The 21,535-nt window shown below is 68.4% G+C and carries 18 protein-coding genes; 16 read left to right on the forward strand and 2 right to left on the reverse strand.

Features of this window, described 5'->3' with window-relative positions; translation table 11 throughout:
- Positions 1-5 precede the first annotated feature (5 nt).
- Complete coding sequence (locus ASD37_RS16470; RefSeq protein WP_056553510.1) at positions 6-731, reverse strand: SIMPL domain-containing protein; 726 nt, start codon at positions 729-731, stop codon at positions 6-8.
- 21 nt (positions 732-752) lie between these two features.
- Positions 753-1,712: an alpha/beta fold hydrolase gene (locus tag ASD37_RS16475; RefSeq protein ID WP_156720902.1), complete on the reverse strand. Its 960-nt coding sequence runs from the start codon at positions 1,710-1,712 to the stop codon at positions 753-755.
- A gap of 137 nt (positions 1,713-1,849) precedes the next feature.
- Between ASD37_RS16475 and ftsH the strand changes: the two genes are divergently transcribed.
- The 16 genes from ftsH (at position 1,850) to ASD37_RS16555 (ending at position 21,529) form a co-directional block, all read left to right on the forward strand.
- Positions 1,850-4,243, forward strand: a complete 2,394-nt coding sequence (ftsH, locus tag ASD37_RS16480; protein ID WP_056552903.1) for an ATP-dependent zinc metalloprotease FtsH — start codon at positions 1,850-1,852, stop codon at positions 4,241-4,243.
- A 52-nt stretch (positions 4,244-4,295) separates the two neighbouring features.
- On the forward strand, positions 4,296-4,871 hold the full coding sequence (folE, locus tag ASD37_RS16485; protein ID WP_056552906.1) for a GTP cyclohydrolase I FolE: 576 nt from the start codon (positions 4,296-4,298) through the stop codon (positions 4,869-4,871).
- A 20-nt stretch (positions 4,872-4,891) separates the two neighbouring features.
- The gene (gene folP / locus ASD37_RS16490) at positions 4,892-5,719 is read left to right on the forward strand and encodes a dihydropteroate synthase (protein ID WP_056553515.1); all 828 of its coding nucleotides are present in this window, start codon (positions 4,892-4,894) and stop codon (positions 5,717-5,719) included.
- The gene (folB, locus tag ASD37_RS16495) at positions 5,712-6,098 is read left to right on the forward strand and encodes a dihydroneopterin aldolase (RefSeq protein WP_056553518.1); all 387 of its coding nucleotides are present in this window, start codon (positions 5,712-5,714) and stop codon (positions 6,096-6,098) included. The genes folP and folB overlap by 8 nt, the downstream gene beginning before the upstream one ends.
- On the forward strand, positions 6,095-6,610 hold the full coding sequence (gene folK, locus ASD37_RS16500) for a 2-amino-4-hydroxy-6-hydroxymethyldihydropteridine diphosphokinase (RefSeq protein WP_056552909.1): 516 nt from the start codon (positions 6,095-6,097) through the stop codon (positions 6,608-6,610). Before folB ends, folK begins: the two co-directional genes overlap by 4 nt.
- Positions 6,611-7,087, forward strand: coding sequence for a DUF3180 domain-containing protein (locus ASD37_RS16505; RefSeq protein WP_056552912.1), 477 nt, complete (start codon positions 6,611-6,613; stop codon positions 7,085-7,087).
- 77 nt (positions 7,088-7,164) lie between these two features.
- A complete protein-coding gene (locus tag ASD37_RS16510) occupies positions 7,165-8,577 on the forward strand; it encodes a DUF6779 domain-containing protein (RefSeq protein ID WP_056552916.1) in 1,413 nt (470 codons plus the stop codon).
- Between the two features lie 45 nt (positions 8,578-8,622).
- Positions 8,623-9,558: a Rossmann-like and DUF2520 domain-containing protein gene (locus tag ASD37_RS16515; RefSeq protein WP_056552919.1), complete on the forward strand. Its 936-nt coding sequence runs from the start codon at positions 8,623-8,625 to the stop codon at positions 9,556-9,558.
- Entirely contained in the window at positions 9,555-10,499 is a 945-nt protein-coding gene (gene panC / locus ASD37_RS16520) for a pantoate--beta-alanine ligase (RefSeq protein ID WP_056552922.1), read from the forward strand. The genes ASD37_RS16515 and panC overlap by 4 nt, the downstream gene beginning before the upstream one ends.
- A 4-nt stretch (positions 10,500-10,503) precedes the next feature.
- Positions 10,504-11,319: a type III pantothenate kinase gene (locus ASD37_RS16525; RefSeq protein WP_056552927.1), complete on the forward strand. Its 816-nt coding sequence runs from the start codon at positions 10,504-10,506 to the stop codon at positions 11,317-11,319.
- Positions 11,320-11,416: 97 nt separating this feature from the next.
- Complete coding sequence (locus ASD37_RS16530) at positions 11,417-13,897, forward strand: FAD-dependent oxidoreductase (protein ID WP_056552931.1); 2,481 nt, start codon at positions 11,417-11,419, stop codon at positions 13,895-13,897.
- 28 nt (positions 13,898-13,925) lie between these two features.
- The gene (locus ASD37_RS16535; RefSeq protein ID WP_056552934.1) at positions 13,926-15,092 is read left to right on the forward strand and encodes an aromatic ring-hydroxylating dioxygenase subunit alpha; all 1,167 of its coding nucleotides are present in this window, start codon (positions 13,926-13,928) and stop codon (positions 15,090-15,092) included.
- Positions 15,089-16,582 (forward strand): aldehyde dehydrogenase family protein, encoded by a 1,494-nt coding sequence (locus tag ASD37_RS16540; protein WP_056552937.1) that lies wholly within the window; start codon positions 15,089-15,091, stop codon positions 16,580-16,582. Before ASD37_RS16535 ends, ASD37_RS16540 begins: the two co-directional genes overlap by 4 nt.
- 24 nt (positions 16,583-16,606) lie before the next feature.
- Positions 16,607-18,151: an APC family permease gene (locus ASD37_RS16545; protein ID WP_056552940.1), complete on the forward strand. Its 1,545-nt coding sequence runs from the start codon at positions 16,607-16,609 to the stop codon at positions 18,149-18,151.
- Entirely contained in the window at positions 18,144-19,712 is a 1,569-nt protein-coding gene (locus ASD37_RS16550; RefSeq protein ID WP_056552943.1) for a GMC family oxidoreductase, read from the forward strand. The genes ASD37_RS16545 and ASD37_RS16550 overlap by 8 nt, the downstream gene beginning before the upstream one ends.
- Positions 19,685-21,529 (forward strand): putative nucleotidyltransferase substrate binding domain-containing protein, encoded by a 1,845-nt coding sequence (locus ASD37_RS16555; RefSeq protein WP_056552947.1) that lies wholly within the window; start codon positions 19,685-19,687, stop codon positions 21,527-21,529. The genes ASD37_RS16550 and ASD37_RS16555 overlap by 28 nt, the downstream gene beginning before the upstream one ends.
- Positions 21,530-21,535 lie beyond the last annotated feature (6 nt).

Below are 21,535 nucleotides of genomic sequence, written 5' to 3' on the forward strand. Positions count from 1 at the left end.
GCGGCTCAGCCCAGTTCCCAGACGACCGTGACGGCGAAGCCGACGGTCTGCTGGCCAGGCGACATCGGCGCGGCCTCGGCGGCCACGTCGTAGCGAATGGGCGACGGCGGCGGCGGGGTCACGCCACCGGTCTCCGAGATCGACAGCACCTTTTCGAGGGCGAGGCCGGAGAGTTCCGCGTACTGCTGAGCCCGGCTCTTGGCGTCGTCGAAGGCCCGGCTGCGCGCGTCCTTGACCAACTGCGAGTCGTCCTCGATCGAGTACGTCACCGAGTTGATCCGGGTGGCGTCCCCGCCGGTGGTGGTGACCGAGGCCAGGACCTGGGGTCCGGTGTCGATCTTGCGGACCTTGACGTCTATCGAGTTGCTCGACTGGTAGCCGACGATGGAGGTGCCGTTGGAGCCGTACTGCGGCTGCAACGTCACCGTCGTCGTGCTGATGTCCTTGCGGTCGACGCCTTGCCCGACGAGTGCGTCGGTCACCGCGTTGGCCCTGCTGCTCGTCTGATTGGACGCGCCGATCGCGTCGGGCGCCGTCGCGGCTATCGAGAGGCTGATCGTCAGCGTGTCCGGCGTGCCGTCGACCTTGCCCTCGCCGATCACGGTGACCTGGCGTGGTGCGGCCGTCCCCGGCACCGCCGCCGGAGCCGCGGTGGCGTCGCAGCCGACGACTGCGACGGCGGTCAGCGCCGCTCCGGCGAGCAGGAGGAGTCGAGTCAGAGGCTTCGGCATGGCACGCACCCTACCGTCCACTCAGACGGTGCCCAGGAACTCCAACAGCGCGGCGTTGACCTCGGCCGGGCGTTCCTGTTGCAGCCAGTGACCTGCCCCGTCGACGAGCACCTCCCGGTACGGTCCCGACACCACGTCGCGGACGCGGTCGCGCGGCGTCATCTCCAGGGCCGGATCCGCGGTGCCGCCGATGAACAGGGTGGGCACGGCGATCGTCGGCGACGGGGTGGTCTCCGTCAGCTCCCAGTTCCTGTCGAAGTTGCGGTACCAGTTCAGCGGTCCGGTGAATCCCGTCCTGGTGAATTCGGCGACGTAGTGGTCGACCTCGTCGGCGGTGATCCAGTCGGGGCGCCCGTCCGGTTCCGGCAACCGCTCGACGAAGCCCGCCGGACCAGGCGTCGCCATCTCCAGGAAGACGTTCGTGCTGTCGGAGGACCGCATGCCGCCCATCAGCCTGCGCATCGTGCGGGCGGGGTCGGCGGACAGTTCGGCGTCGGCTGGCCCCTGCTCCTGGAAGTAGAGGATGTAGAAGAAGTTGTCGCCGAACGCCCTGCACCAGGCCTCCGTCGGCCGCACCGCGGGACGGGGGATCGGGGGCACGCTGATGGTCACGCACGCCGACACGCGATCCGGGTGCAGCAACGGAAAGTTGGTGGCCACCACCGAACCCCAGTCGTGGCCCACAACCACCGCCGTCTCCGCACCCACGTCGTCGAGCAGTCCCACGACGTCGCCGGTCAACTTCACGACGTCGTAGTCCTCGATCTCCGACGGCGCCGACGAACCGCCGTAGCCGCGCTGATCGGGGGCCAGCACGTGATACCCGGCCGCGGCCAGCGCCGGGATCTGATGACGCCACGAAAACGCGAGTTCCGGGAAGCCGTGCGCGAGCACGACGACGGGCGCCCCGCGGTCACCGGCCTCGGTCACGCGCAACGTCACGCCGTTGGTCTCCACTAGCCGCTGAGTAGGGGTGATCACCAGCTGAGCCAAGCACGAGACGTCGGGAACCGTCGATCGTTGGTCAAGCGGTAGCCTTGATTCACCCAACCTGCGCTTATCGGAAGGACGTGGCCGGACTCGACTCAGCTCGAGAGCCCTCTGGCCTAAGACAACGAATGAACCGTAAGAACGTCATCCGCACCCTGACCGCGATTGCGGTCGTCCTGTTGCTGGGTTGGTCCTTCTACTACTTCAGTGACGACACCCGTGGTTACACGCCGGTCGACACCTCGGTGGCGATCAGCCAGATCAACGGCGACAACGTCAACTCCGCCCAGATCGACGATCGCGAACAGCAGGTTCGCCTCGATCTGAAGAGCGCGAACGGCGACACCGAAGGCAAGGACAAGGTCATCACCAAGTACCCGACGGGGTACGGGGTCGAACTGTTCAACGCGTTGAACGCCAAGAACGTCAAGACCAACACGATGGTCAACCAGGGCAGCGTCCTCGGATCCCTGCTGATCTACCTGTTGCCGCTGCTGCTGCTCGTCGGTCTGTTCGTGATGTTCTCCCGCATGCAGGGTGGCGGCGGCCGGATGGGCTTCGGCATGGGTAAGTCCAAAGCCAAGCAGTTGGGCAAGGACATGCCCAAGACGACGTTCGCCGACGTCGCGGGCGTCGACGAAGCCGTCGAAGAGCTCTACGAAATCAAGGACTTCCTGCAGAACCCGACGCGCTACCAGGCGCTCGGCGCGAAGATCCCGAAGGGCGTTCTGCTCTACGGTCCGCCCGGCACGGGCAAGACCCTGCTGGCCCGCGCCGTCGCCGGTGAGGCCGGGGTGCCGTTCTTCACGATCTCCGGCTCGGACTTCGTCGAGATGTTCGTCGGCGTCGGCGCCTCCCGGGTGCGGGACATGTTCGAGCAGGCCAAGCAGAACAGCCCCTGCATCATCTTCGTCGACGAGATCGACGCCGTCGGTCGCCAGCGCGGCGCAGGCATGGGCGGCGGCCACGACGAACGCGAACAGACGCTCAACCAGTTGCTGGTGGAGATGGACGGCTTCGGCGAGCGCCAAGGCGTCATCCTCATCGCGGCGACCAACCGTCCCGACATCCTCGACCCGGCGCTGCTGCGCCCCGGTCGCTTCGACCGGCAGATCCCGGTGTCCAGCCCCGACCTGGCAGGCCGCCGCGCGGTGCTGAAGGTGCACTCGCAGGGCAAGCCGATCGCCGAGGACGCCGATCTCGACGGCCTCGCCAAGCGCACGGTCGGCATGTCCGGCGCCGACCTCGCCAACGTCATCAACGAGTCCGCCCTGCTGACGGCCCGCGAGAACGGCACCATCATCACCGGTGCCGCGCTGGAGGAGGCCGTCGACCGCGTCGTCGGCGGACCGCGCCGCAAGGGCCGCATCATCAGCGAGCACGAGAAGAAGATCACCGCGTATCACGAAGGTGGACACACCCTCGCGGCGTGGGCGATGCCCGACATCGAGCCGATCTACAAGGTGACGATCCTGGCCCGCGGCCGTACCGGCGGGCACGCGATGTCGGTGCCCGAGGACGACAAGGGCCTGATGACGCGCTCGGAGATGATCGCGCGCCTGGTGTTCGCGATGGGTGGCCGCGCAGCCGAGGAGCTGATCTTCCGCGAGCCCACCACGGGCGCCTCGTCGGACATCGACCAGGCCACCAAGATCGCCCGCGCGATGGTCACCGAGTACGGCATGAGCGCCAAGCTGGGCGCCGTCCGCTACGGCACCGAGCACGGGGACCCGTTCCTCGGTCGTTCGATGGGCACGCAGGCCGACTACAGCCACGAGGTCGCCCAGATCATCGACGACGAGGTGCGCAAGCTGATCGAGGCCGCGCACACCGAGGCGTGGGAGATCCTGACCGAGTATCGCGACGTGCTCGACATCCTTGCCGGTGAGCTGCTGGAGAAGGAGACGCTGCACCGGGTCGAGCTGGCGGCGATCTTCTCCGACGTGAAGAAGCGCCCGCGGCTGACCATGTTCGACGACTTCGGTGGCCGCGTGCCGTCGGAGAAGCCGCCGATCAAGACGCCTGGCGAGTTGGCGATCGAACGCGGTGAGCCGTGGCCGCCGCCCGTGGAGGAGCCTGCCTTCAAGGCGGCGATCGCCGCCGCGAGCAGAGCTGCCGAGGCGCAGAACGGCGCCAACGGCCACAACAACGGTGCCAACGGCAACGGGTACGGCGGCCAGAACGGCTCGCCCGGCCGACCCGGCAACGGCGCACCCGGCGGTCCGACTCAGCCCAACTACGGCGCACCCGCCAACTGGCACGCGCCGGGCTGGCCTCCTCAGGGCCCGCCGCAGGGGCAGGGACAGGGGCAGTACCCGCCGCCTCCGCCGTCGGGATGGGGACCGCCGCCGCCGCAGTACCAGGGTGGCTACCAGCAGCCGTACCCGCAGCCCTATCCTCCTTACCAGCCGTATCCCCAGCCAGGCGCGCCCGCGCCGCGCGGTGGCGGCCCCGCGCCGCACCAGCAGGACGACGTCGACGACAGCAGTGACGACGGACCCGCAAAGCACTCGGCCGGCTGAACCGAACGGAGCTCCGTTGACGAAGCCCGCTAGTACCAACTCGCATGCCTTCGTGGCGGCGACGTTCGACCAGGAGCGTGCCGAGAACGCCGTCCGCGAACTGCTGTACGCGGTCGGCGAGGATCCCGAGCGGCACGGTCTGCTCGACACGCCGGCCCGGGTCGCACGTGCCTACCGGGAGATGTTCGCCGGGCTGTACTCCAACCCGGACGACGTGCTCAACACCACGTTCGACGAGCAACACGACGAGCTGGTGCTGGTCAAGGACATCCCGATGTACTCGACGTGCGAACACCACCTGGTGTCGTTTCACGGCGTCGCGCACGTCGGCTACATCCCCGGCGTCGACGGCCGGGTGACGGGGCTGTCCAAGCTGGCCAGAGTGGTGGACATGTACGCGAAGCGGCCGCAGGTCCAGGAGCGGCTGACCGGGCAGGTCGCCGACGCGCTCATGCGCAAGCTCGACCCGCGCGGCGTGATCGTCGTGATCGAAGCCCAGCACCTCTGCATGGCGATGCGCGGAATCCGCAAGCCGGGGGCCAGCACCACGACCTCGGCGGTTCGGGGTCAGTTCAAGACCGACAGCGCGTCGCGGTCCGAGGCGCTGGATCTCATCCTCCGCAAGTGACGTCGACACGCGTGAAGGTGATGGGCGTCGTCAACGTCACCGACGATTCGTTCTCAGACGGCGGCCTCTACCTCGACCGTGACCGCGCCGTCGAACACGGCATGGCGTTGGCGGCCGCGGGCGCGGCGATCGTCGACGTCGGCGGTGAGTCGACGCGTCCCGGCGCCACCAGAGTCGACTCCGCCGCCGAGATCAACAGGGTGGCTCCCGTGGTCAAGGCGCTCAGCGAGCAGGGGGTGACGGTCAGCATCGACACGATGCACGCGGCCGTCGCTCGAGTGGCGCTGGAGAACGGCGCCACCATCGTCAACGACGTCTCCGGTGGGCGAGCCGATCCCGACATGGCGCCGCTGTTGGCCGAGGCCGGTGTGCCGTGGATCCTGATGCACTGGCGAGCAGTTGCCGCCGACCGCCCGCACGACGTACCGCCCTACGGCGACGTGGTGGCCGAGGTGCGCGACGAGTTGGCTGCCGCGGTGGACGCCGCGATTGCCGCGGGGGTCGACTCCGGAAAGCTGATCATCGATCCGGGTCTTGGCTTCGCCAAGTCGGCCCAGCACAACTGGACGTTGCTGGCGGCGTTGCCGGACATCGTCGACCTCGGCCTGCCGGTGCTCGTCGGCGCCTCGAGAAAGCGCTTTCTCGGTGCACTGCTGGCCGACGACGACGGCGAACTGCGGCCGCCGGCAGGCAGGGAGACCGCGACGGCGGTCATCTCGGCGCTGGCGATGATGCACGGCGCCTGGGGGGTGCGCGTCCACGACGTGGCCGCGACAGTCGACGCGCTGAAGGTCGTCGAGGCGTGGGAAGCGGCACCCACCTGGGAGGGTGAGGCAGGCCGTGGCTGATCGAATCGAATTGCGCGGCTTGGCCGTTCGTGGAAATCACGGCGTCTTCGACCACGAGCGCCGCGACGGTCAGGACTTCGTCGTCGACGTCACCGTGTGGATCGACCTCGTCGCCGCGGCGGCCAGCGACGACCTTGCCGACACCGTCGACTACGGGGCGCTGGCCCAGCTGGCGGCGGACATCGTCGCCGGCCCGCCCCGCAACCTGATCGAGACGGTCGCCGCCGAGATCGCCGACGCCGTCATGGCCGACGAGCGGCTGCACGCCGTCGAGGTCGTCGTGCACAAGCCCGACGCGCCGATTCCGCTGACGTTCTCCGACGTGGCGGTGGTGGCGCGGCGATCGCGACGCGGCGGGCGCGCCGGCACGCCGTCGTGACCCGCGTCGTCGTGTCGATCGGTTCCAACGTCGGCGACCGCCTTTCCTACCTGCAGTCGGTGGTCGACGGGTTCGGGTCGGCCGTCCGCGCCGTGTCGCCGGTGTACGAGACGGCCGCGTGGGGTGGCGTCGAGCAGGGCCCGTTCCTGAACGCCGTCGTGATCGCCGAGGATGCCGCGCTGGACTGTCGCGCGTGGCTGCGCCGCGGTCAGGAACTGGAACGGTCGGCGGACCGTACGCGCGACGTCCACTGGGGGCCAAGAACTCTCGACGTCGACCTGATCACCTGCCACGAGGGCGACGACGAGGTGACCAGTGCCGACGAGGTGCTGACGCTTCCGCATCCGTTCGCCCACCAGCGGGCCTTCGTGCTCGTCCCGTGGCTCGCCGCCGACCCGGAGGCCACGCTGACGGTGAACGGAGCGTCGCAACCGGTCCGACGGCTGCTCGCCGGCCTGGACGCGGGCGAGCTCGACGGTGTCCGTCCCGTCGCCGACGTGCTGGTCCACTGAATGGTCCCGACCCGCAAACGGGACCTGACGATCGCGACCGTCGTCGTGGCGATCGTCGGCTACGTCGTCACGTGGCGGCTGTTCGGGTCGTTCCCCCCGATCAGGGTGCTGACCGGAGTGTCGCTGCTCGGCGTGGCCGTCGCCGTGGCGGCCTGGGGGTTCTACCTCAGGTCCAAGATCGGCGACGGCAAGATCGGCGTCGGCCCCGGCCGGGTGCACCCGCTGGCCGTGGCACGCGCGGTGATGATCGCGAAGGCGTCCGCGTGGGTCGGAGCGTTGGCCCTGGGTTGGTGGCTGGGGGTGAGCGCATTCTTCGTGCCGAACCGGAGCGTCCTTCGGGTCGCCGAAGAAGGCACGGTGGGTGCGGTGCTGGCCGCCCTGAGTGCGCTGGCCCTGGTGCTCGCCGCCCTCTGGCTCGAGCATTGCTGCAAGTCACCGGACGAGCCGTCCGACGACGCCGACGGCGTGCTCGGTTAGCTCGCCTGAGCAGCTGACCAGGAGAATCGCCGACGCGGTCGGTACGCGATGAGGACTGTCACAGGTACAGTCGGCCCATGACCGAACCGACTCGTGGGGCCCGCGCGCGGCGCGGAAACCGCAGGCCGGGCTCGTTGCTGCTGACGGCTTTGCTGGTTCTTGCCATCGTGTCCAGTTCGGCCCTGGTGTTCACCGACGAGGTGGCCCTTTTGAAGCTTGCCGTGGTCGTCGCGCTGTGGGCGGCGGTGGTCGGTGCCTTCGTGTCGTTCATCTACCGACGGCAGGCCGACCTGGACCAGGCGAAGTCCCGGGACCTGAAATTGGTGTACGACCTCCAGCTCGATCGGGAGATTTCGGCGCGGCGCGAGTACGAGTTGTCCATCGAGACGCACCTGCGCCGCGAACTCGCCTCGGAGCTGCGGGCCCAGACGTCCGACGAGGTGGCCAGCCTCCGCGCCGAACTGGCGGCGCTGCGCGCGAATCTGGAGATCATCTTCGACACCGACCTGCAGAGCAGGCCGGCCATCGAGACCGAACGAACCACCGTGCACAGGTTCGGGGACTGGGACGCCGTCCCGCAGGCGACTCAGGAACGCGACGACGACCGGAGCTTCGGCCCCGGCCGGGTGATCAGCAGCCGCATCGACACCCAGGACGCGCCGGCCGCCGACGCCTTCGTGCCCGACGACAGCGATCCCAACACCGAGGAAAGCCCGATCATCGACGTGCCCGCGGAGCCGCAGCCCGAGGGTGACGAGTGGGCTCCGTTCCTGCCGGGCGGTGCGCACCGGCGCGCGTCGGAGCAGGAACGCGCCGCCGCCGCATGGCGCCCGCCCGCCGCCGAGGAACCCCGGCCGGAGGGCAGGCGACGCGCCCCGGAGCGTGCCCCCGACCCGGTCCCGCCGCCGGAGCCGAGGACGCCGTGGATGCCCGTCGAACCGCCGCCGCCCAGCACACCCGTTCGGGAGCCGGTCGGCAGGCACGAGCCCGCGGAATCGGATTGGCGGCCCGCTCCCGCCCAGGGGCAGTTCATCCCCGCCGGAGCGCCGGGGAGCAACTGGACGTCCCCCGTCGTGGAGCCCGACACCGCCGACGCCGTCGACGAGGTCCCACCGCCACCTCCGCCCGTGACGCCACCGCCGGTGACCCCACCACCGGTGATGACGTCGCCGCCGACGGACACGCCCCGGCCGGGGCGTCACTACACGGGCGACTACACAGTGGAGACCGCCGCGGAATCCGCCAGACGCGCCCGCCACGCGGCCGCCGCGGAGGACGCCGAGGCCGCTCGCCGCACACCGCCGACGCTGGACACTCCGGCTCCTCCTCAGCCCGAGGCTCCCGAAGTGCCCCCCGCGCGCCATCGCGGCGCCGACGAGCCGGAGGAACCGGCGGGCCAGCACATCGGCGGTCAGCCGGTCTCCGAGCTGATGGCTCGTCTGCAGGCCAATGCCACCGGAGGCGGCCGTCGTCGGCGTCGCGACGAGTGAGTTAGTCTCGACGCTCACAACCACTAGCCTGCGAGGTCGTCTGCGATGGTGCAGCCCGACGGACTGCGTCCGGCCCGGCTCGCGGTTGGCATCATCTCCGCAGGCCGGGTGGGGACGGCACTCGGCGTCGCCCTCGAGCGGGCCGAGCACGTCGTCGTCGCCTGTAGCGCGATATCGCGGGCGTCGCGCCAGCGGGCCGAGCGCAGACTCCCCGACACCCGGGTGCTGCCCGTTCAGGACGTCGCCGCGAATGCCGAGTTGCTGATCCTGGCGATCCCCGACGTCGAACTCGCGGGAGTCGTCGCGGGACTGGCCGCCACGGGTTCGGTCCGGCCGGGCACCATCGTCGTGCACACCTCTGGAGCGAACGGCATCGCGGTGCTCGCCCCGCTGGCCGAACTCGGGTGCATCCCCTTGGCGATCCACCCCGCGATGACGTTCACCGGCTCCGACGAGGACCTGACCAGGCTCTCCGGCGCGTGCTTCGGCATCACCGCGGCCGACGACGTGGGGCACGCGGTGGCCCAGTCGTTGGTGCTGGAGATCGGCGGCGAGCCGTTCGGCGTGCCGGAGGACGCCCGGCCGCTCTATCACGCGGCCCTCGCCCACGGGGGCAACCACGTCGTCACCGTCGTGCTCGACGCGGTCGAGGCGTTGCGCGCCGCACTCCGCGGGCAGGAACTCCTCGGCCAGGAAGCCGTCGGCGACGCTCCAGGCGGCATCGCCGAGCGCGTCCTCGCACCGCTGGCACGGGCCTCGCTGGAGAACGCGCTGCAACGCGGTCAGTCCGCACTGACCGGACCCGTGGCCCGCGGTGACTCCGCCGCCGTCACCCGTCACCTCCACGCCCTCGAGGACGTGGATTCCGCACTCGCACAGGCATACCGGACCAATTCGCTGAGGACGGCACAGCGGGCACACGCCCCGGCCGACGTGTTCGACGCGCTGGCAGACCAGCCGAATGAAGGGGGTCGCCCGTGAGCGTCCACAAACCACCGAAGTTCGCCGCGGGTGAGCTCAACGTCTACGCCAAGGTCCGGGACGTCGCCGACGTGTCCCGCGCGCTTCGCACCACCGGGCGACGCGTCGTCCTCGTCCCGACGATGGGCGCGCTGCACGAAGGCCACCTGGCCCTGGTGCGGACGGCCAAGCGAGTGCCTGGTGCGGTCGTCGTCGTGTCGATCTTCGTCAATCCGTTGCAGTTCGGCGCTGGCGAGGATCTCGACGCCTATCCCCGGACGCTCGACGACGACGTGGCGCTGCTTCGGGGCGAGGGCGTCGAGATCGTGTTCGCGCCCACCGCAGCCGACATGTATCCCCACGGTCAACGGACGACGGTTCAGCCCGGCCCGCTCGGCGCCGAGCTCGAAGGTGCTTCCCGCCCAACGCACTTCGCGGGGATGCTCACCGTCGTGCTGAAGCTGCTGCAGATCGTCCGACCCGATCAGGCGTTCTTCGGTGAGAAGGACTACCAGCAGTTGGTGCTGATTCGGCAGATGTCCGACGACCTCGATCTCGACGTCAAGATCGTCGGAGTGCCGATCGTGCGGGAAGCCGACGGCCTCGCCATGTCCTCCCGCAATCGGTATCTGGACTCCGACCAACGCGAGCAGGCGGGAGCCCTTTCGGCGGCGCTGCTCGCGGGCATGTACGCGGCCTCGCACGGGGCGGCCGAGGCGCTGGACGCCGCCCGCGCCGTGCTCGTCGAAGTCCCCGCGCTCGAGGTCGAGTACCTGAAGATCAGGGACCCGTGGCTGGGTCCGACGCCCGCGGAGGGGGCCGCCAGGATGGTCGTCGCCGCCAAGCTCGGCACCACCAGGTTGCTGGACAACATCGCGGTCGACGTCGGCGCGGCAGCGGGAATCGACGGCCACTCGCGCGTCGAATCGGGTCAGAGCCGCGAACTCCCGTGGAGGAATTAGGGCCGTGCTGCTCGCGATCGACGTTCGCAACACCCACACCGTCGTCGGGCTGATCTCCGGTTCGGGCGACCACGCAAAAGTGTTGCACCACTGGCGCATTCGCACCGAGGCCGAGGTCACCGCCGACGAGTTGGCCCTGACGATCGACGGTTTGATCGGCGACGACGCCGAACGGCTGACGGGCGCGACGGGGTTGTCCACCGTGCCGTCGGTGCTCCACGAGATCCGGGTGATGCTCGACCAGTACTGGTCCTCGGTGCCGCACGTGCTGATCGAACCGGGCGTGCGGACGGGCATCCCGTTGCTCGTCGACAACCCCAAGGAAGTCGGCGCCGACCGGATCGTCAACTGCCTTGCGGCGTACCAGAAGTACAACAGCGCGGCGATCGTCGTCGACTTCGGGTCGTCGATCTGCGTCGACGTGGTGTCGGCCAAGGGTGAGTTCCTCGGCGGAGCCATCGCGCCTGGTATCCAGGTGTCCTCGGACGCGGCGGCCGCCCGCTCGGCGGCCCTGCGTCGGGTCGAGTTGACCCGCCCACGTTCGGTGATCGGCAAGAACACCGTGGAGTGCATGCAGGCCGGCGCTGTGTTCGGCTTCGCAGGCCTGGTCGACGGTCTGGTCAGCCGGATCCGCCACGACGTCGACGGCTTTGCGGGCGACGACGTCGCGATCGTGGCGACCGGACACACCGCGCCGCTGTTGCTGCCCGATCTGAACACCGTCGCGCACTACGACCAGCACCTCACCCTCGAGGGTCTTCGCCTGGTGTTCGAGCGCAACCAGAACGACGGCCGGGGCAAGCTAAGACCGGCTCGTTAGAACCGTTCTCCCAGTTTCGGACTCTCCGCTTCTTCCTGTTGACGTGTGACGTCCGCGGGAGAATCATGTGTTGCGCATCGCGTAAGCGTTGCGCTCCATGCAACAGTCGGAGGATTCCTTGGCAGCCCCCAAGGTCGTCGTCATCGGTGCGGGAATCGTCGGAAGCTCATTGGCCGACGAACTCACCACCCGAGGCTGGACCGACGTCACCGTGGTCGACCGCGGTCCGCTGTTCGCCACGGGCGGGTCGACGTCGCACGCCCCCGGTCTGGTGTTCCAGACCAATCCGTCGAAGTCGATGTCGGAGTTCGCGAAGTACACCGTCGAGAAGTTCAGCGCACTCGAGCACGAGGGTGGGTGGGCCTTCAATCCGACCGGCGGACTCGAGGTGGCGTCGACCCCGGAGCGCTGGGCCGACCTGCACCGCAAGGCGGGCTGGGCCCAATCCTGGGGAATTGCAGGAGAACTGCTGACGGCAGGGCAGTGCGCGGAGATGCACCCCCTGCTGGACGCCGACCGCATCCTCGGCGGGTTCCACACTCCCACCGACGGTTTGGTCAAGGCAATCAGGGCCGTGGAGGCCCAGGCTCGCTCGGCGACCGCTCGCGGCGCGACGTTCCGCCCCCACACCGAGGTGCTCGGCATCGTCGCCGACGGCAGGAAGGTGACGGGGGTTCGGACCACCGACGGCGTCATCCCCGCCGACGTCGTCGTGTGTTGCGCCGGTTTCTGGGGCGCCCAGCTGGCCAAGCAGGTCGGCCTCGTCGTGCCACTGGTCCCGATGGCGCACCAGTATGCGACGACCGGACGGATCGAACCTCTCGTCGGCCGCAACACGGAGCTGACCGAGGCCAGGCTGCCCATCCTGCGTCATCAGGATCAGGACCTGTACTTCCGGGAGCACGTCGACCGGATCGGGATCGGGTACTACGGGCATGATCCGATGCCCGTGGACATGTCATCCCTGGCCGCCGACACGGCAGGCGAGCAGATGCCGTCGATGCTTCCGTTCACCGAGGAAGACTTCGTTCCGGCCTGGCAAGAGTCCACGAAACTTCTTCCCGTGCTGAGTGATTCGAAGGTCGAGCAGGGCTTCAACGGTATCTTCTCGTTCACCCCCGACGGCTTCTCGATCATGGGTGAGCACCGCGAGCTCAGCGGCTTCTGGGTCGCCGAGGCGGTCTGGGTGACGCACTCGGCTGGCATCGCCAAGGCCACCGCGGAGTGGATCGTCGACGGGACCCCGTCGGTCGACGTCCACGAGTGCGACCTCTACCGCTTCGAGGACGTCGCCAAGACCGACGACTTCATCCTGACGACCAGTTCGCAGGCCTTCGTCGAGGTGTACGACATCATCCATCCGCATCAGTTTCGCGACGCGCTTCGCGGGCTGCGGACCAGTCCGTTCTTCGCCCGCCAGCACGAGCTCGGCGCCTTCTTCTTCGAAGGAGGGGGCTGGGAACGGCCGGCCTGGTACGAGGCGAACGCCGAACTGGCGCAACGGCTCCGCAACGAGGGGCTGGCCTTCCCCGAGCGCGACGAATGGTCGGCGAAGTTCTGGTCGCCGATCTCGATCGCAGAGGCGCACTGGACCCGCCACCATGTCGCGATGTACGACATGACACCGCTGACCCGCTACGAGGTCGCGGGCCGTGGCGCGGTCGAGCTGCTGCAGCGGCTCACCACCAACAACGTCGACAAGAGCGTCGGGTCGGTCACCTACACGTTGATGCTCGACGAAACGGGCGGAGTCCGAAGCGATCTCACCGTCGCCCGGCTCGCCCCCGACCGTTTCCAGGTCGGCGCCAACGGGCCGACGGACTTCGACTGGCTCACCCGCCACCTTCCCGAGGACGGCAGCGTGACGGTTCGCGACGTCACCGGCGGCACGTGCTGCGTCGGCGTGTGGGGGCCCGCGGCCAGGGACCTGGTTCAGCCGCTGTGTCATGACGACCTCTCCCACGAGGGCTTCAAGTACTTCCGCGCCCTGTCGACTCACCTCGGGGCCATCCCGGTGACCATGATGCGGGTGTCCTACGTCGGCGAACTCGGTTGGGAGATCTACGCCGACGCGGCATACGGGGCCGCGCTTTGGGACCTGCTGTGGAACGCCGGGCAGGACCACGGTGTCATCGCCGCAGGCCGGATCGCGTTCAACAGCCTGCGCATCGAGAAGGCATATCGCTCGTGGGGGACCGACGTGACGGCCGAGCACCTTCCCGCGGCTGCCGGGCTGGACTTCGCCGTCCGGATGACCAAGGACGACTTCGTCGGCAAGACCGCCCTCGAGGCGGCAGCACCGCCGGAGAAGGCGTTGCGCAGCATCGTCTTCCACGATCCGACGGCCGTGGTGCTCGGCAAGGAGCCGGTATACCTCGACGGCTCGCCGGACTGCGCCGGCTACGTGACCAGTGCCGCCTACTCGGCCACGGTCGGGCGTTGCATCGCCTACGCGTGGCTCCCCGCGGCCACCGCGCCGGGTGAGGTGGTCGCCGTCGACTACCGAGGTAGCCGCTACGGCGCGACGGTGCACGCGGAGCCGGTGGTGGATCCCGAGATGGCCCTGATCAGGCGATGAGCGCTTGTGCGATGACCAGAGGAACGCGATGACCACGACCGAGAACCCGCCGGCGCTGCTGGCCACCCTGGCCGGTGACTTCTACACCAGCGCAACGATTTTCGCTGCCGAGCAGGACGAGATCTTCGAGAAACTCTGGTTCTGCGCCGCCCGCTCCAGTGACCTGGCGAACCCCGGCCAGTTCAAGAACGTGCAGATTGGCCGCGAGAGCGTACTGGTGGTCCGCGGCAAGGACGGTGCCCTGAGGGCGTTCCTGAACGTCTGCCGCCACCGCGGCGCCGCGCTGTGCACCGAGTCCGAAGGACAGGTCAAGCGAAGCCTGCAGTGCCCGTATCACGCCTGGACCTACGCGCTCGACGGCAAGCTGATCGCCGCGCCGAACCTGGCGTCGCTGAAGGAGGCCACCGGTGAGGGCATCGACCGCTACAAGTACGGACTGATTCCGGTCGCGCTGACGGAGTGGCTCGGCTACGCGTGGGTCTGCCTGGCCGACGAGCCGCCGTCGTTCGAAGACGACGTGATCGGCGAGGTCACCCGACGCCTCGGCGATCCAGGCGCCGTCGACCACTACGACATCGCAAGCTTGAGCGTCGGCCGCCGGGTGGTCTACGACGTGGCGGCCAACTGGAAGCTCATCGTCGAGAACTTCATGGAGTGCTACCACTGCGCCACGATCCACCCCGAGCTCACCGAGGTGCTCCCCGAGTTTGCCCAGGGTCTCGCCGCGCAGTACTACGTGGGCCACGGCGCCGAATTCGGTTCCGACATCTCCGGTTTCACCATCGACGGCAGCGCCGGATTCGACACCCTTCCCGGCGTCACCGAGGACCAGGATCGGCGCTACTACGCGATCACCATCAAGCCGACGGTGTTCGTGAACCTGGTGCCCGACCACATCATCTTCCACCGGATGTACCCGCTCGCCCCGGACCGGACCATCGTCGAATGCGACTGGCTCTACACCGCGGACGTGGTGGAGCAGGGTCGCGACGTCTCCCGCTCGGTCGAGCTGTTCCACCGGGTCAACGAGCAGGACTTCGACGCCTGCGAGCGCACGCAACCCGCGATGTCGTCGCGCGCCTATCGCAACGGCGGCGTACTCGTTCCTTCCGAACATCACATCGCGGAGTTCCACGAGTGGGTAGTGTCCCGAATCGGTGCGGACTCGCCGCCCGTGACGCGAGGTGACATGTGAACGGTGAGCCCGATCTCTACGTGGGAGGGCAGTGGCGGCACGCGTCCGACGCCGGGACCCGCGAGATCGTCAACCCGGCGGACGGAAGCATCGCCGCCGTGGTCGACGAGGCAACCGACGCCGACGCCAGGGATGCCGTCCAGGCGGCCAGGGCGGTGTTCGACGACGGGGCCTGGCCCTCGACGCCCGTCGCCGAACGGGCGGCGCTGCTGATGCGGATAGCCGATTTGCTGCAGCGCGACAGGGAAGACCTGTCGCTGCTTGAGACCCGCGACACCGGAAAGACCCTGGCGGAGAGCCGAATCGACATCGACGACGTGACTTCGGTGTTCCGTTACTACGCGAAGCTGGTTGGCGTGCAGGCCGACCGGGTGATCGACGTCGGTGATCCCGACGTCATCAGCCGTGTCGTCCGCGAGCCCATCGGGGTGTGCGTCCTCATCGCGCCGTGGAACTATCCGCTGTTGCAGATGTCGTGGAAGATCGCCCCCGCGCTTGGCGCTGGCTGCACGATGGTCGCCAAGCCCAGCGAGGTCACGCCCTTGTCGACCATCGCCTTCGTGCACCTGCTCGAAGAGGCAGGCGTGCCCGGAGGAGTCGTCAACCTGGTGCAGGGCAGTGGGGCGGTCCTCGGCGCCGCGCTGACCGACAACGGCGACGTCGACTTCATCTCGTTCACCGGCGGGCTCGCCACCGGACGGACCATCTCCAAGGTCGCCGCCGAGCACGTCACCAAGGTGGCCGTGGAACTCGGTGGCAAGAACCCGCACATCGTATTCGCCGACATCGGGACCGGAGACGCGTGGGACGCCGCCGTCGACCAGGTGCTGACAGGGGTGTTCCTGCACTCCGGTCAGGTCTGCTCGGCGGGTACCCGGCTGATCGTCGAGGAGTCGATCGCCGACGACTTCGTCACCGCTCTCGTGGCCCGTGCCGAGAAGATTCGGATGGGCGACGGCATGGATCCGGCCAGCGAGACCGGACCACTGGTGTCAGAGCAGCACCGGGCCAAGGTGGAAGCCCATGTGGCGTCGGCGATCTCGGAGGGGGCGACGCTCGTCACCGGCGGATCGCGGCCCACGGATCCGGCGCTGGCGGCAGGCAGTTTCTATCTGCCGACGATCTTCGACCGGTGCGACCGTTCCATGGCCATCGTCCAGGAGGAGACCTTCGGTCCGATTCTGACGGTGGAGCGGTTCACCGAAGAAGCCGAGGCGATCCGCCTCGGGAACGACACGGAATACGGTCTCGCGGCGGGCGTTCGGACGTCTGATCCGGCGCGGGGCGAACGTGTGGTGCGCGCGTTGCGACACGGCACGGTCTGGTTGAACGACTTCGGCTACTACACCGCGGCAGCGGAGTGGGGCGGATACGGGAAGTCGGGCAACGGTCGCGAACTTGGCCCCACCGGGCTCGCGGAATATCAAGAGCTCAAACACATCTGGCACAACGTCGCGCCGAAGCCCGCAGGCTGGTTCAAGGGTGTATAGCCGAACCTTTCGAGAGGACGTTTAATGGCGGTTGACCCGAACGCGCTGAGCAGCACCGACAGTGGTGGCTTGGACGACTTTGGCTACAAGGAATCCCTCGACCGAAGCATCGGCAAATTCGCCAGCTTCGCCGCCGGGGTCAGCTACATCTCCATCCTCACCGGCACCTTCCAACTGTTCTACTTCGGCTTCGGCACGGCAGGACCGGCCTACCTGTGGTCGTGGCCGATCGTCTTCGTCGGCCAGATGGCCGTGGCGCTGTGCTTCATGGAGCTGGCCGCCAAGTACCCGATTGCGGGAGCGGTCTACAACTGGTCGAAGATGCTCGCGAGCCGGATCGTCGGATGGATGTCGGGCTGGCTGATGCTGACGGCGTCGATCGTGACGATCTCGGCGGTCGCCCTGGCCTATCAGCTCAACCTTCCACGGTTGTGGAGCGGCTTCCAGATCATCGGCGACGGCACGGGTGAGTACGACGGTCCCGCCAACGCCGTCCTGCTCGGCACGGTGCTGATCGCGTTCACGACACTGATCAACGCCCTCGGGGTCAAGCTCATGGCCCGAATCAACAGCGCGGGCGTCTTCATCGAACTCATCGCCGCCGTGTTGATCGTCGTGCTCCTCGGATTCAACATCAAGCGCAGTCCCGACATCTTCTTCTCGACCAACGGCTACGGGGCGGGGGAGAGCACCGGCTTCCTCGGCGCCTTCCTGATCGCCTCGCTGGCATCGGGTTACGTCATGTACGGCTTCGACACGGCCAGCTCACTGGGCGAAGAGACCGTGGAGCCTCGGCGCACCGCACCGAAGGCCATCTTCCGGGCGATCCTGGCGTCCTTCGTGATTGGCGGCGGCATCCTGGTGTTCGCGGTGATGGCCGCGCCCAACCTCGAGGACCCGGCGCTCGGCGAGAGCACCGGCGGTCTGCAGTACATCGTCGAGCAGGTCATGTGGGGCCCGCTTGGCACGATCTTCCTGATCTGCATCGTCATCGCGGTGACGGTCTGCACGCTCGCGGTCCACACCGCCGCCATCCGGCTCACCTTCGCCATGGCACGCGACAACGCACTTCCCTTCGGAGAGAAGCTGGCTCGCGTTCACCCCAAGACGCAGACACCGATCGTGCCCGCGGTCATCATCGGCGTGCTGGCGATCCTCATCCTGGTGATCAACGTCGGCCAGGCCAAGATCTTCACGGTCCTGACCTCGATCGCCATCATCATGATCTACCTCGCCTACCTGATGGTGACCGGACCGCTTCTCAAGAAGCGATTCCAGGGGCAGTGGCCGCCAAAGGATCTCAAGGAAGGCGGCTACTTCACGATGGGCAAGTGGGGCATGCCGGTGAACATCGTCGCCGTGGTCTGGGGCGTGGCGATGGCACTGAACCTGGCCTGGCCGCGGGTCGCGGTGTACGGCGAGGGCTGGTACTACCAGTGGGGTGCCTTCATCTACATCGGCGTCATCCTCGGCGCTGGTCTGCTGTGGTACGCCGTGAAGGGCCGCCACCACATCGGCACGCTGGAATCGCATGCCGCCGTTGCGAAGGTCCCCGGCATCGATGTCTGACGACGAATTCTCCACCCACGTCTTCGACTACGTCATCGCCGGCGGCGGGACGGCCGGCTGTGTGCTGGCCGCCCGCCTGTCCGAGGACCCCGACGTGACGGTGTGTCTGGTCGAGGCAGGCCCGACCGACGTCGGCAACGACGACATCCTGCCGCTGACGAAGTGGATGCACCTGCTCGACTCCGGGTACGACTGGGACTACCCCGTCGAACCGCAGGAGAAGGGCAACAGCTTCATGCGGCACGCCCGCGCGAAGGTGCTCGGTGGGTGCTCGTCGCACAACTCGTGCATCGCGTTCCACCCGCCCGCCGAATCCCTGGACGAGTGGGTCGAGATGGGTGCCACCGGTTGGGGATCGGCCGAAATCCTGCCGCTGGTCCGGCGTTTGGAGACCAACGACGCGCCGGGGGACCACGGCCACGACGGCCCGGTCCGTCTTCAGGACGTGCCTCCCGCCGACCCTTGCGGCATCGCGGTGCTCGAGGCGGCAGCACTGGCCGGGCTGCCGACGGTGGCCTTCAACCGCGGCGAGACGGTGCGCAACGGCGCGGGCTGGTTCCAGATCAACGTGGGCGCCGACGGAAACCGCATGTCCACCTCGCACGCGTACCTGCACCCAATCTTGGACTCCCGCAAGAACCTCGAGGTCCGCACCGGCTGCTGGGTCTCGGAGATCCTGTTCGACGACGCCAATGCCGCCACGGGCGTGCGGTATCAACGCCCCGATCTCACCGGCTACGACGTGGTGTCGGCCCGCCGCGAGGTGATCGTCACCGCCGGATCCATCGACACCCCGAAGTTGTTGATGCTCTCCGGAATTGGTCCCGCCGAGCACCTCAGGGAGATGGGCATAACGGTTAGGGTCGACTCCCCGGGTGTTGGGTCCAACCTCGACGACCACGTCGAGGGGCTGGTGTTCTGGGAGGCCGCCAAGCCGATGGTGACCACCTCGACCCAGTGGTGGGAAATCGGTCTCTTCACGTGCGTCGACGAGGGTCTGTCCCAGCCCGACCTGATGATGCACTACGGCAGCGTGCCGTTCGACATGAACACGTTGCGACGCGGTTATCCGACGACGGACAACGGATTCTGCCTCACGCCCAACGTGACTCAGGGCCACTCGCGCGGAACAGTCCGGCTGCGCAGCCTCGACTACCGCGACCGGCCCCGCGTCGACCCTCGGTACTTCACCGATCCCGACGGCTACGACGAGCGGATCATGCTCGCCGGAATTCGGTTGGCGCGCAAGATCGCCGACCAAACGCCGCTGAAGGAGTGGATCGCGCGCGAACTCGCGCCGGGGCCCGACGCGACCACCGATGACGAGCTACTCGACTACGTGCACAAGACGCACAACACCGTCTACCACCCGGCGGCCACCGCCAGGATGGGAGCGGTCACCGACCCGATGGCCGTGCTCGATCCGCAGTTGCGGGTCAAGGGTGTGTCCCGGCTCCGGGTCGTCGATGCTTCGGCCATGCCGAAGCTGCCGTCGGTGAACCCCAACATCACCGTGATGACCATGGCCGAGAAGTGTGCGGACTTGATCCGGGGGAGCTGAGCGAGTTCCTCGGCGGGCACACGCCGTTCCAGTCGGCGTCCGCCGACGAACTCGCCGATCTGGCAGCCGGGTCGACGGTGGTCACGTTCGCCACCGGCGCGGTGATCGCCGACTACTCGGCGCAGGTGCCCGGCGACGTGTGGATGGTTCGCACGGGCCACGTGACGCTGCAGGCCGCCGACGGTTCGGCGGTCGACGTCGTCGAGCCCGGCGGGATCTTCGGCTACACCCCGTTGCTCACCGGCGGCGGAATGGAGTTCGTGGCTAGGGCCACCGAGCCGAGCACCCTGATCCGATTGCCGGGCCAGCAGGTGCGCACCCAGTTCGCGACGCCGGCCGGTTTGGCGTTCCTCGCCTCGTCGGCGTGGAGCGTCACCGCGGGTACCCGCCCCGCCCTGGTTCCCGTCGCCGACAGCAGACCGGTTGGCGAATTGGTGCACGGGGACGTCCTTCTCGTGACGCCAGACGTGTCGGTGCGCGACGCCGTCATCCGGATGACCGAACAGCACGTGTCCTACGCGCTGATCTCGTTGCCGGACGGCGAGTACGGCATCTTCACCGATCGCGATCTTCGGACCCGAGTGGTGGCGGCCGGATTGTCGGTGGACGTGCCGATCACCCGCGCGATGAGCGCACCGGCGCGGCGGGTCACCGCCGACCTGACCGCCGAGACCGTGCTGATGTCGATGCTGGAGAGCGGACTTCGGCACATGCCGGTGACCACGGCACGCGGCGAGGTCATCGGCGTCCTCGAAGACGCCGACCTCCTGGCCGCCTCGGCGAGGCAGAGCTTCATGCTGCGGCGCTCCATCGGTCTGGCCGCCGACGCCGACGAACTGCAGGCCGCTGCACAACACGTCACCCACACCGCCAGCGCGCTGTTCCGAAGCGGCACGAAGGCATCCGCAACGAGCGGCATCCTGTCGATCGTGATCGACAGCGTGGTCCGGCGGGCGTTGGAGTTGGCCCTCGCCGAGGCGCCGTCGGACGCGGGCACCCCGACGTCGGGCTTCGCGTGGCTGACCCTCGGCAGCATCGCACGACGTGAGGCCATGCCCTCCTCGGACGTCGACAGCGCGCTGTCCTGGCGCGACGACCTGTCACCCGCAGGCGACCAGCTCAGGGCGATCGCCAGGCGCACCCACGCCATCCTCGACGGCTGCGGGCTGCCGTCGGACAGCAACGGAGCCGTCGCCTCGAGTCCCAATTTCTCTCGCTCACAGGGTGATTGGGCCCGTGCTGCCCGTGGCTGGCTGGAGGATCCGCTCGTCGGGAAGGGGTTGATCCTGTCCTCGCTGCTGCTCGACGGCCGGGTGGTCTGGGGCGAGACCGCGCTGCACACGATCCCGGCCGTCTACCGCAGGATGCGCGTCGAACATCCGAACGCGTTGCGGCTGCAGCTGCTCGACGCGTTGTCCGGTCGGGTGCGCGCCCGGTCCCTGCGCGACGTGCTGTCGCGTCGCGGCGGCACGTTCGACCTGAAGAGTCACGCCGTGACCCCGATCGTGAACCTGGCGCGGTGGGGCGGCCTGGTCGGTGACGTCGCGTCGGCGTCGACCCCGGCCCGGCTCGAGGCGGCCGCCGCCTGCGGTGCGCTGAGTGAGCGTGATGCGGCGACCCTCGGCGAGGTGTTCGTGATGCTGCAGCGGCTGCGGATGACCCATCAGGTCGAGCAACTCATCGTCGGGCACAGTCCCGGTGACGTGATCACCATGTCCGAGCTGTCCCCGCTGAACCGGAGCCTGCTCAACGACGGACTCCGCGAGATCGCCGCCGTCCAGAGACGTGTCGGCAACTTCGGCATCCCGGCCGTATAGGGTCGG

It is taken from the genome of Mycobacterium sp. Root135 (assembly GCF_001426545.1).
GTDB lineage: Bacteria > Actinomycetota > Actinomycetes > Mycobacteriales > Mycobacteriaceae > Mycobacterium.

Bases quoted from the DNA above. Each gene is read 5' to 3' on its own strand.
- ASD37_RS16505 (WP_056552912.1), top strand. From the start codon at position 6,611: ATGGTCCCGACCCGCAAACGGGACCTGACGATCGCGACCGTCGTCGTG.
- ASD37_RS16510 (WP_056552916.1), top strand. From the start codon at position 7,165: ATGACCGAACCGACTCGTGGGGCCCGCGCGCGGCGCGGAAACCGCAGG.
- ASD37_RS16515 (WP_056552919.1), top strand. From the start codon at position 8,623: ATGGTGCAGCCCGACGGACTGCGTCCGGCCCGGCTCGCGGTTGGCATC.
- ASD37_RS16470 (WP_056553510.1), bottom strand. From the start codon at position 731: ATGCCGAAGCCTCTGACTCGACTCCTCCTGCTCGCCGGAGCGGCGCTG.
- folP (WP_056553515.1), top strand. From the start codon at position 4,892: ATGGGCGTCGTCAACGTCACCGACGATTCGTTCTCAGACGGCGGCCTC.
- ASD37_RS16545 (WP_056552940.1), top strand. From the start codon at position 16,607: ATGGCGGTTGACCCGAACGCGCTGAGCAGCACCGACAGTGGTGGCTTG.
- ASD37_RS16530 (WP_056552931.1), top strand. From the start codon at position 11,417: ATGCAACAGTCGGAGGATTCCTTGGCAGCCCCCAAGGTCGTCGTCATC.
- ftsH (WP_056552903.1), top strand. From the start codon at position 1,850: ATGAACCGTAAGAACGTCATCCGCACCCTGACCGCGATTGCGGTCGTC.
- ASD37_RS16535 (WP_056552934.1), top strand. From the start codon at position 13,926: ATGACCACGACCGAGAACCCGCCGGCGCTGCTGGCCACCCTGGCCGGT.
- ASD37_RS16550 (WP_056552943.1), top strand. From the start codon at position 18,144: ATGTCTGACGACGAATTCTCCACCCACGTCTTCGACTACGTCATCGCC.